The following is an 11,010-nucleotide window of genomic DNA, read 5'->3' as shown; positions in this document are numbered from 1 at the left end:
ACATACAATTTATCAAGATGTTATAATTGATGAGAAATGAGGTTCGTAAATGATAGATCAACAAACAATTTATCAATACATACAAAATGGAAAAATAGAAGAAGCGTTACAAGCATTGTTCGGAAATATCGAAGAAGATCCTACAATTATTGAAAATTATATTAATGCTGGTATCGTACTTGCTGATGCGAATGAGATTGAAAAGGCAGAGCGCTTTTTCCAAAAAGCTTTAACAATAGATCCGAAGAATGGCGTCGTATTTTATAATCTAGCAAATGTATATTATAATCAGCAACGTTATCAAGAAGCTATTAAATTATATCAACAAGCATTACAAACAGAGATTGAACAAGTTGATTGTAATTATATGATCGGTATGGCGTTTAATCAGTTAGAATCATTTAAGCTGGCATTGCCGTATTTAATGACTGCTGCGGAACTAGATAAAGACAAAGATGCAGAAGTTCAATTTCAATATGGTCTTGTATTATGTCAATTAGAAATGTTTAATGAAGCCATAACTCAACTTAAACATGTATTAACGATTGATAAAAATCATGTTGATGCAAGATACAATTTGGGCTTAGCGTTATTTATGAAAAATGAAGATATTGATGAAGCCATAACTCATTTTAAAGAAGCTGTGACTATCGACCCTAAACACTTATTAAGTCAGCATGCGCTGAAAACATTCACTAAAATGAAAGAGGAGGAGTAACATGTCAGACCCTACACTATTTGATTATTCAATGATCAAAGGTACTGTTGAAGCGATATTGTTTCAAAACAGTGATAATTTTTATACAGTGCTTAAAGTAGATACTATTGAAACAAATGAAGACTTTGATACAATGCCAACTGTTGTAGGGTTTCTTCCGAATATTGTTGAAGGCGATGTCTACACATTTAAAGGGCAAGTTGTTGATCATCCACGTTATGGTAAACAATTAAAAGCAGAGACTTTTGAAAAAGAAATGCCACAAACGAAAGAAGCAATTATAAGTTATTTATCTAGTGATTTGTTTAAAGGTGTAGGTAAAAAGACAGCTCAAAATATTGTTAATACATTAGGTGACAATGCGATAAATGATATATTAGATGACCATTCAGTGCTTGAAAAAGTTTCGGGATTATCTAAAAAGAAACAGAAACAAATTGCAGAACAAATTTCAGCAAATCAAGAATCTGAAAAAATAATGATTCGTTTACATGATTTAGGGTTTGGTCCTAAACTTTCAATGGCAATTTATCAGTTTTATCTCGGCGATACACTGACTATTTTAGATCGAAATCCATATCAATTGATTTATGATATTAAAGGTATTGGTTTTAATAAAGCAGATCAACTTGCTAGAAATATTGGTATCGCTTATAACGATAATGAACGATTAAAAGCTGCGTTGCTCTATACGTTAGAAGAAGAATGTATTAAACAGGGACATACATATTTGCCTATCAATGTTGTTATAGATTTAACGGTTGATGTATTAAATTATCAAGATGAAGAGGTCATCGAACCTGAAAAATTAGACGAAATGTTGCAATACTTAAATGAGGAAAAACGACTAATTATTGACAATGAACAAGTTGCAATTCCAAGTTTGTATTATTCTGAAATCAAAAGTGTTCAAAACTTATTCAGAATAAAGACGCATACAAATAAACTTACAGAAATTGAACAGTCAGATTTACAAATGCATATTGGTGAAATAGAAGATGCGAATCAAGTGAACTATGCAGCTTCACAAAAAGAAGCTTTGCAAACGGCTATCAATTCTAAGGTGATGCTATTAACCGGTGGACCGGGAACAGGAAAGACGACAGTAATTAAAGGCATTGTAGAATTATATGCTGAGATTCATGGCTTATCATTAGATTATGATGATTATGTCAATGATGATTATCCAGTTGTATTAGCAGCGCCAACAGGAAGAGCGTCTAAGAGACTACAAGAGTCAACTGGATTAGAAGCAATGACGATTCATCGTTTAATAGGTTGGAATCAAGACACAAAGCCAGAGGATATATTAGAAAATGAAATAAACGCACGACTCATAATCATTGATGAGATGTCTATGGTAGATACTTGGTTGTTCCACCAATTTTTAAGTGCAGTTCCTTTAGATGCACAATTGATATTTGTAGGTGATGAGGACCAATTGCCTTCTGTAGGTCCTGGTCAAGTATTTAAAGATTTAATTGAATCGAAAGCTATACCACGAGTTAATCTGACTGAAGTATATCGTCAACAAGATGGTTCAAGCATTATAGAATTAGCACATCGAATGAAATTGGGTCAGAAAATTGATATTACACAGCGTTTTCATGATAGAAGTTTTATTAACTGTCAGGCAAACCAAATACCAACAGTTGTTGAGAAGGTAGTTACTAGTGCTGTTAATAAAGGGTATACTATGGCTGATATTCAAGTGCTTGCACCAATGTATAAAGGAAATGCCGGTATTAAACGTTTAAATCAAGTTTTACAAGATATTTTAAACCCTAAAAAGAAAGACACACGAGAAATTGAGTTTGGAGATGTAGTCTTTAGAAAAGGTGACAAAGTATTACAACTTGTTAATAGGCCAAATGATAACATATTCAATGGTGACATAGGAGTTATTGTTGGTATTTTTTGGGCGAAAGAAAATGCCCTTAATAAAGATGTGCTTGTTGTGGATTTTGAAGGTAATGAAATTACATTTACGAAACAAGATATGATGGAATTAACACATGCTTATTGTACATCAATCCATAAATCACAAGGTTCAGAATTTCCTATTGTTATCATGCCTATTGTTAAACAGTATTTTAGAATGTTACAAAGACCGATATTATATACTGGTTTAACTAGAGCGAAAACGAGTTTAGTTTTACTTGGTGATCCGGAAGCATTTGATATTGGATTAAAAACAAATGGTCAAGCGCGTTTAACACAATTATGTACATTGTTGAAAAATTATTTTAATTCAGAAGATGAAGAAATGCTGGAAAACACAGCAACTAATGATACAGGAGCTTCACAAACGACAATAGATGATCAAGTAGAAGCGCCAATGTCATCGAATGATAGTGGAGAAGTTACGTCTGATTCAACAAAAACAGATATAAATGTATTAACGGAAGCTACAATGTTTAAAATTGACCCAATGATTAATATGGGAGAAATCACGCCGTATGACTTTATAGAACGTTGACAACAAGCGTAAATGTAACTAAAATAGAATTAAATTCGTATAAAGATGAGTAGTTAATGATTTGTTTATCAGAGATGTACTGGTTGGTGAAAAGTACAACAAACATTAGTGAACGCTACTTTATGCACAACTGTATAGTCGATTTAAAGTGATAAATGTGTTGAATTGCATTTATAACTAGGGTGGTACCGCGATAACGTTCGTCCCTTTTGAGGATGGGCGTTTTTTATTTTTTAATAATAAAAAATGATATTGATTTATACTAGTTTTTCAAATCGACTATCTGTGTCATCAATTTTTATGGAATGGTAATTTAAAAACAGTAAATAGGATGTGTAAATGATGAAAAAGTTAAAAGCGAGTGAAATTAGACAAAAATATCTAGATTTCTTTGTTGAAAAAGGACATATGGTTGAACCTTCTGCACCATTAGTGCCAATTGATGATGATACATTATTATGGATTAATTCAGGTGTAGCAACATTAAAGAAATATTTTGATGGACGTGAAACACCTAAAAAGCCAAGAATTGTAAACTCTCAAAAAGCTATTCGTACAAATGATATTGAAAATGTTGGTTTCACAGCGCGTCACCATACATTCTTTGAAATGTTAGGTAACTTCTCAATTGGTGATTATTTTAAACAAGAAGCGATTGAATTTGCTTGGGAATTTTTAACGAGTGATAAATGGATGGGTATGGAGCCAGATAAATTGTACGTTACGATTCATCCGGAAGATATGGAAGCATACAACATTTGGCATAAAGATATTGGGCTTGAAGAAAGTCGTATTATTCGCATTGAAGGTAACTTCTGGGATATTGGTGAAGGGCCTTCAGGACCAAACACTGAGATTTTCTATGATCGCGGAGAAGCATATGGACAAGACGATCCGGCAGAAGAAATGTATCCAGGTGGAGAAAATGAACGCTATCTTGAAGTATGGAACTTAGTATTTAGTGAATTCAATCATAATAAAGATCATAGTTACACACCATTACCTAATAAAAACATTGATACCGGCATGGGGCTTGAGCGTATGGCCTCAGTTTCTCAAAATGTACGTACTAACTATGAAACAGATTTATTTATGCCTATAATGAATGAAATCGAAAAAGTATCAGGTAAACAATATTTAGTAAACAACGAACAAGATGTGGCATTTAAAGTAATTGCTGACCACATTCGTACGATTGCATTTGCAATTTCTGATGGTGCATTACCTGCCAATGAAGGTAGAGGATATGTATTACGTCGATTGTTACGTCGTGCCGTTCGTTTTAGTCAAACGTTAGGAATCAATGAGCCATTTATGTACAAACTTGTTGATATTGTTGCAGACATTATGGAACCATATTATCCAAATGTTAAGGAAAAAGCAGATTTCATTAAGCGTGTTATAAAGTCTGAAGAAGAACGATTCCATGAAACATTAGAAGATGGCTTAGCGATTTTAAATGAATTAATTAAAAAAGCTAAAGCGACAACAAATGAAATTAATGGGAAAGATGCATTTAAATTGTATGATACGTACGGGTTCCCAATTGAATTAACTGAAGAAATAGCAGTGCAAGCAGGATTGAAAGTTGATATGACAACATTCGAGTCAGAAATGCAACAACAACGTGATCGTGCACGTCAAGCACGTCAAAATTCTCAATCAATGCAAGTTCAAACTGAGGTATTGAAAAATATTACATCTGCAAGTACTTTTGTTGGTTATGATACTGCGACAGCTCAAACAACACTAACACACTTGATATACAATGGTGAAGAAGTTTCACAAGTTGAAGCGGGTGAAACAGTATACTTCATGTTAACGGAAACACCATTTTATGCAGTCAGTGGTGGACAAGTTGCGGATACAGGTATTGTTTATAATGACAATTTTGAAATTGCTGTTAGTGAAGTAACCAAAGCACCAAATGGTCAAAACTTGCATAAAGGAGTAGTACAATTTGGCCAAGTAAATGTTGGCGCTACAGTGTCTGCTGAAGTGAACCAAAATGATCGACGTGACATTCAAAAGAACCATAGTGCAACACATTTATTACATGCAGCGTTGAAATCAGTACTGGGTGATCATGTTAACCAAGCTGGTTCACTAGTAGAAGCAGATCGTTTACGTTTTGATTTCTCTCATTTTGGTCCAATGACTAATGATGAAATTGATCAAGTTGAACGCTTAGTAAATGAAGAAATTTGGAAAGGTATTGACGTTAACATTCAAGAAATGGATATTGCTTCAGCTAAAGAAATGGGCGCAATGGCATTATTCGGTGAAAAATATGGTGATGTTGTGCGTGTAGTAAATATGGCACCATTTTCAATTGAATTATGTGGTGGTATTCATGTCCGCAATACTTCTGAAATTGGCTTATTCAAAATAGTAAGTGAGTCAGGTACAGGAGCTGGTGTGCGTCGTATTGAAGCATTAACAGGTAAAGCAGCTTTCTTATATTTAGAAGATATTCAAGAGAAATTTAATACGATGAAATCACAGCTGAAAGTGAAATCTGATGATCAAGTAGTCGATAAGTTAACACAAATACAAGATGAAGAAAAAGCATTATTAAAACAATTAGAGCAACGTGACAAAGAAATCACATCACTTAAAATGGGTAATATTGAAGATCAAGTTGAAGAAATCAATGGCTATAAAGTATTGGTTACTGAAGTGGATGTACCAAATGCGAAAGCAATTCGCTCGACAATGGACGATTTTAAATCTAAACTACAAGATACAATTATCATTCTTGCAAGTAATGTTGATGATAAAGTATCGATGGTTGCAACTGTCCCTAAATCTTTAACAAATAACGTTAAAGCCGGTGATCTTATCAAACAAATGGCACCAATCGTTGGTGGTAAAGGTGGCGGTCGTCCAGATATGGCTCAAGGTGGCGGTACACAACCTGAAAATATCTCAAAATCATTAAGCTTTATTAAAGATTACATTAAAAATCTATAATTTAAAGCCATAATATTGTATGATGATAGTGAGTTATATTTGTAATTAAAGGAGTGTCGCAAATGGAAAACTTTGATAAAACAATGAAATTCGACTATGAAGAACTTCCAACGCAAGATGTAAGAGATGTTTTAAATAATGTTTATCGAACATTAGATGAACGAGGATATAATGCCGTAAACCAAATTGTAGGTTATTTATTATCAGGTGACCCTGCGTATATTCCACGCCAGAATGAAGCAAGAAATCAAATTCGTCATATTGATAGAGATGTTATTATGGAAGAACTTGTTTCTTACTATTTAAAAGAGCAAAATAAATAATTTATGTTACAATATAAAATTTTAGGACTCGATGTCGGTAGTAGAACGGTAGGAATTGCAATTAGTGATATAATGGGTTGGACGGCACAAGGATTAGACACACTCCGAATCAATGAAGAAAATAATGAATTAGGTATTGACCAATTAGTAGACATTATTAAAAAACATAATGTGGGTACAGTCGTAATAGGACTACCTAAAAACATGAATAATTCAATAGGATTTCGAGGCGAAGCTTCGTTAACATATAAAGAAAAATTATTAGAAGCTTATCCTTCTATTGAGATTGTGATGTGGGATGAAAGATTAAGCACAATGGCTGCTGAACGATCATTATTAGAAGCAGATGTTTCAAGACAAAAAAGAAAACAAGTGATTGATAAAATGGCAGCGGTATTTATTTTACAAGGCTATTTAGATTCACTACATTAAAAGGAGATTTTACTATGACTGAACATAATCATGATTCACAACTAGAAATTAATAACGAAGAAGAATTATTAACTTTATTCGATGAAGAGGGAAATGAAGTTTTATACCGAAAAGTTTTAGAATTTTATCATCCTGAATTCAAAAAAGAGTATGTTATCTTAGCTGAAGAAGGTGCTCAATCAGATGAAGACGATATGATTGAGCTTGTACCAATGATCAATGAACCAGATGAGTCAGGTGACGGTGGTAAGTTAGTACCAATCGAAACTGATGAAGAATGGGACATGATTGAAGAAGTTGTAAATACTGAAATGGAAGAATAATTAAAAAGATTTTACTCTTGCTAACCTTAAGATGGGTAGGCAAGAGTATTTTTTTAAGTCAAGCAATGTATAAATAATTAACGCTTATAATTTTATTGAAAATATGGTAAAATATCTAAAGTTAAATTTTATATGAATGATTCGCTTCTATAAATAAAATAGCTTTGCGTCTAACAAGAAATCAGTCATTTAATTGGTTGGCAAAATTATAATCAATTGTGAAGGCTGATTTATTTTATTGTCATAATCATATTGACTTATTTTACATAAAGGAAGTTTAAAACATGGATGACCTAAATAAAAAATATTTAATAGATTTACATCAACATCAAAATAGTTCAATCGAAGTTTTGCGTGAATTTGCCGAAGTAAATGAAGTGCCAATCGTAGATCGTTTAACATTAGATTTAATTAAGCAATTAATTCGTATGAATAATGTTAAAAATATTTTAGAAATTGGTACAGCAATCGGCTATAGTTCTATGCAATTCGCTTCTATATCTGATGACATTCATGTCACAACGATAGAGCGTAATGAAACGATGATTCAATATGCTAAACAAAATTTAGCTACTTATCATTTTGAAAACCAGGTTCGAATTATTGAAGGTAATGCTTTAGAGCAATTTGAAAATGTAAATGACAAAGTTTATGATATGATATTTATTGATGCAGCAAAAGCGCAATCAAAGAAATTTTTTGAAATATATACACCACTTTTAAAGCACCAAGGTCTCGTAATTACAGATAATGTTTTATATCACGGTTTTGTATCGGATATTGGGATTGTTAGATCGAGAAATGTAAGACAAATGGTTAAAAAGGTTCAAGATTATAATGAGTGGTTAATAAAGCAACCAGGATATACAACGAATTTTTTAAATATAGACGATGGATTAGCGATTTCAATTAAAGGAGAATGACTATGACAGAATTACTTGTCACACCCAAGTCATTAAGCCATATGGAAACACTTATTGATTTAGGTGCAGATGCTTTTGTAATTGGCGAGCAAAAGTTTGGTTTAAGACTTCCAGGGGAATTCAATAGACAACAAATGACAGAGGCTGTCGCATTAGCTCACAAAAACGATAAAAAAGTATATGCGGCGGTGAATGGATTATTTCATAATTATCATTTAGATGCTGTAGAAGATTATATTAATTTTTTACATGAAATACGAGTTGACAGAATTATTTTCGGGGATCCAGCAGTAGTAATGTATGTGAAGGCGCAAGAAAATCCAATACCACTTCATTGGAATGCAGAGACGTTAGTAACTAATCATTTTCAATGTAATTACTGGGGGAAAAGAGGCGCATCAAGAGCTGTCTTAGCACGTGAGCTGAATTTGGATGAAATTATTAATATAAAAGAAAATTCAAATGTGGAAATTGAGGTGCAAGTTCAAGGAATGACTTGTATGTTCCAATCAAAGCGTATGCTACTAGGCAATTATTATACGTTCCAAGATCGTCAAATGAAAATTGAACGTCGCAATGATGAACAATCTTTATTACTTTATGATGAAGAAAGACAAAATAATTACCCAGTTTACGAAGATTACAATGGTACGCACATTATGTCACCAAACGACATTTGTTTAATTGAAGAATTAGCACCATTTTTTGAGGCGGGTATAGATTCATTTAAAATCGATGGTATTCTACAAACGGAAGAATATATTAATGTGGTAACGGAACAGTATCGTCAAGCGATAGATTTGTACAATGAAGATCCTGAAATCTATGAAGATGAGAAATTTATGTTGATGGATCCAATTGAAGAAATTCAACCTGATCATCGACCATTTGACGAAGGTTTCTTATATAAACAAACAGTATATTAAGGAGGTTAATCATGAAGACAATAGAAGAGATTAAATCAACTCCTAAAACAGTTATGAAGAAACCAGAATTATTAGCACCTGCTGGAAACTTAGAAAAGTTAAAAATAGCAGTACATTATGGCGCTGATGCCGTATTTTTAGGTGGTCAAGAATATGGATTACGTTCAAATGCTGATAATTTCACGATGGAAGAAATAGCTGAAGGTGTTGAATTTGCGAACCGTTACGGTGCCAAAATTTATGTTACGACAAATATTATTGCACATGATGAGAATATTGAAGGTCTAGAATCATATTTGCGTAATTTGGAAAAGACTGGTGCGACAGGTATCATTGTTGCAGATCCTTTAATTATCGAAACATGTAAAGAAGTTGCGCCAAAACTTGAAATTCATTTATCTACTCAACAATCACTTTCTAATTACAAAGCTGTAGAATATTGGAAAGAAGAAGGATTGGATCGTGTTGTATTAGCACGTGAGACCGGCGCGATGGAAATGCGTGAAATGAAGGAAAAAGTAGATATTGAAATCGAAGCATTTATTCATGGTGCTATGTGTATCGCCTATTCAGGTAGATGTACATTAAGTAATCATATGACTGCAAGGGATTCCAACAGAGGCGGTTGCTGTCAAAGTTGCCGTTGGGATTATGAATTATTAGAAGTTGATGATAATGGTGAACTTGATGTTTTTTATAATCAAGGTGAAGTTACACCGTTTGCGATGAGTCCTAAAGATTTAAAATTAATCGAATCAATTCCTCAAATGATGGATATTGGTGTGGACTCATTAAAAATTGAAGGACGTATGAAGTCAATTCATTATATTGCAACAGTTGTCTCAGTATATCGTAAAGTCATTGATGCGTATGCGGCAGATCCTGACAACTTTAAGATTAATCCGGAATGGTTAATAGAGTTAGATAAATGTGCAAATAGAGACACTGCACCAGCATTCTTTGAGGGAACACCTGGTTATGAAGAACAGATGTTTGGTCAACAACAATCTAAAAAATCACCATTTGATTTTTGTGGTTTGGTATTAGACTATAATGAAGATACAAAAATTGCGACTATTCAACAACGAAATAACTTTAAACCAGGTCAAGAAATAGAATTCTTTGGTCCAGAAATTGAAACATTTACACAAGTAGTAGAAGCAATTTATGATGAAGAAGGTAACAGCTTAGACGCGGCGCGCCATCCATTACAAATCGTTCAAATTAAAGTGGATCGCCCGATATATCCAAACAACATGATGAGAAAGGAAATTGGCTAATGAAAGCTACTACAATCATTGGCATAGCTGGTGGATCTGGCTCAGGAAAAACAACTGTAACTAACGAAATTATGAAAAACTTAGAAGGTCATAGTGTCGCTTTACTTGCTCAAGATTACTATTATAAAGATCAAAAGCACTTGACTTTCGACGAGCGCCTAGAAACCAATTATGACCATCCATTTGCATTCGATAATGATTTATTAATTGAAAATCTTAAAGACTTGAAAAATGGTAAAGCAGTAGAAGTACCGACATATGATTATGCTAGTCATACAAGAAGTGACATTACCATTGATTTTAAACCTAAAGATGTTATTATCGTAGAAGGCATTTTCGCTTTAGAAAATAAGGTATTACGTGATATGATGGATGTTAAAATATATGTTGATACAGATGCAGACTTGAGAATATTACGCCGTTTAACACGAGATACTAAAGAGCGTGGGCGTTCAATGGACTCTGTTATCAATCAATATTTAAGTGTTGTTAGACCTATGCATGACCAATTTATTGAACCGACTAAGAAATATGCTGATATAATTATTCCTGAAGGTGGGAGCAATAAAGTTGCAATAGATATTATGACAACAAAAATTCAGTCTTTAGTTAGCAAGCAATAGTATAATTCAG

Annotated in this window: 10 protein-coding genes and 1 other annotated feature; all 10 genes read left to right on the top strand. The window is 33.1% G+C overall.

Annotation, left to right across the window (positions count from 1 at the left end):
• Positions 1-49 precede the first annotated feature (49 nt).
• Positions 50-718 (top strand): tetratricopeptide repeat protein, encoded by a 669-nt coding sequence (locus JQN76_RS11865; RefSeq protein ID WP_000567017.1) that lies wholly within the window; start codon positions 50-52, stop codon positions 716-718.
• A gap of 1 nt (position 719) precedes the next feature.
• Positions 720-3,197: an SF1B family DNA helicase RecD2 gene (gene recD2 / locus JQN76_RS11860; RefSeq protein WP_001283312.1), complete on the top strand. Its 2,478-nt coding sequence runs from the start codon at positions 720-722 to the stop codon at positions 3,195-3,197.
• A 33-nt stretch (positions 3,198-3,230) separates the two neighbouring features.
• Positions 3,231-3,408 (top strand) — a binding site (T-box leader).
• A gap of 131 nt (positions 3,409-3,539) precedes the next feature.
• Complete coding sequence (gene alaS / locus JQN76_RS11855) at positions 3,540-6,170, top strand: alanine--tRNA ligase (RefSeq protein ID WP_000734081.1); 2,631 nt, start codon at positions 3,540-3,542, stop codon at positions 6,168-6,170.
• Positions 6,171-6,232: 62 nt separating this feature from the next.
• A complete protein-coding gene (locus JQN76_RS11850) occupies positions 6,233-6,493 on the top strand; it encodes an IreB family regulatory phosphoprotein (protein ID WP_000426912.1) in 261 nt (86 codons plus the stop codon).
• A 3-nt stretch (positions 6,494-6,496) separates the two neighbouring features.
• Complete coding sequence (gene ruvX / locus JQN76_RS11845) at positions 6,497-6,925, top strand: Holliday junction resolvase RuvX (protein WP_001836901.1); 429 nt, start codon at positions 6,497-6,499, stop codon at positions 6,923-6,925.
• Between the two features lie 14 nt (positions 6,926-6,939).
• Positions 6,940-7,248: a DUF1292 domain-containing protein gene (locus JQN76_RS11840; RefSeq protein ID WP_000134779.1), complete on the top strand. Its 309-nt coding sequence runs from the start codon at positions 6,940-6,942 to the stop codon at positions 7,246-7,248.
• Positions 7,249-7,532: 284 nt separating this feature from the next.
• Complete coding sequence (locus JQN76_RS11835) at positions 7,533-8,171, top strand: O-methyltransferase (protein ID WP_000342266.1); 639 nt, start codon at positions 7,533-7,535, stop codon at positions 8,169-8,171.
• A gap of 2 nt (positions 8,172-8,173) precedes the next feature.
• On the top strand, positions 8,174-9,097 hold the full coding sequence (locus JQN76_RS11830) for a peptidase U32 family protein (protein WP_000137775.1): 924 nt from the start codon (positions 8,174-8,176) through the stop codon (positions 9,095-9,097).
• Positions 9,098-9,108: 11 nt separating this feature from the next.
• Positions 9,109-10,377, top strand: coding sequence for a peptidase U32 family protein (locus JQN76_RS11825; RefSeq protein ID WP_000848304.1), 1,269 nt, complete (start codon positions 9,109-9,111; stop codon positions 10,375-10,377).
• Positions 10,377-11,000 (top strand): uridine kinase, encoded by a 624-nt coding sequence (gene udk, locus JQN76_RS11820; RefSeq protein ID WP_000648617.1) that lies wholly within the window; start codon positions 10,377-10,379, stop codon positions 10,998-11,000. The genes JQN76_RS11825 and udk overlap by 1 nt, the downstream gene beginning before the upstream one ends.
• Positions 11,001-11,010: the final 10 nt, after the last annotated feature.

Source organism: Staphylococcus sp. SM3655 (genome assembly GCF_016917315.1).
Lineage (GTDB): Bacteria > Bacillota > Bacilli > Staphylococcales > Staphylococcaceae > Staphylococcus > Staphylococcus aureus.
The sequence above is the reverse complement of the archived record's forward strand: the minus strand, read 5'-3'. Positions and strand labels throughout refer to the sequence as shown.

Bases quoted from the DNA above. Each gene is read 5' to 3' on its own strand.
- JQN76_RS11825 (WP_000848304.1), top strand. From the start codon at position 9,109: ATGAAGACAATAGAAGAGATTAAATCAACTCCTAAAACAGTTATGAAG.
- alaS (WP_000734081.1), top strand. From the start codon at position 3,540: ATGAAAAAGTTAAAAGCGAGTGAAATTAGACAAAAATATCTAGATTTC.
- JQN76_RS11840 (WP_000134779.1), top strand. From the start codon at position 6,940: ATGACTGAACATAATCATGATTCACAACTAGAAATTAATAACGAAGAA.
- JQN76_RS11865 (WP_000567017.1), top strand. From the start codon at position 50: ATGATAGATCAACAAACAATTTATCAATACATACAAAATGGAAAAATA.
- JQN76_RS11830 (WP_000137775.1), top strand. From the start codon at position 8,174: ATGACAGAATTACTTGTCACACCCAAGTCATTAAGCCATATGGAAACA.
- recD2 (WP_001283312.1), top strand. From the start codon at position 720: ATGTCAGACCCTACACTATTTGATTATTCAATGATCAAAGGTACTGTT.
- JQN76_RS11835 (WP_000342266.1), top strand. From the start codon at position 7,533: ATGGATGACCTAAATAAAAAATATTTAATAGATTTACATCAACATCAA.
- ruvX (WP_001836901.1), top strand. From the start codon at position 6,497: ATGTTACAATATAAAATTTTAGGACTCGATGTCGGTAGTAGAACGGTA.
- JQN76_RS11850 (WP_000426912.1), top strand. From the start codon at position 6,233: ATGGAAAACTTTGATAAAACAATGAAATTCGACTATGAAGAACTTCCA.
- udk (WP_000648617.1), top strand. From the start codon at position 10,377: ATGAAAGCTACTACAATCATTGGCATAGCTGGTGGATCTGGCTCAGGA.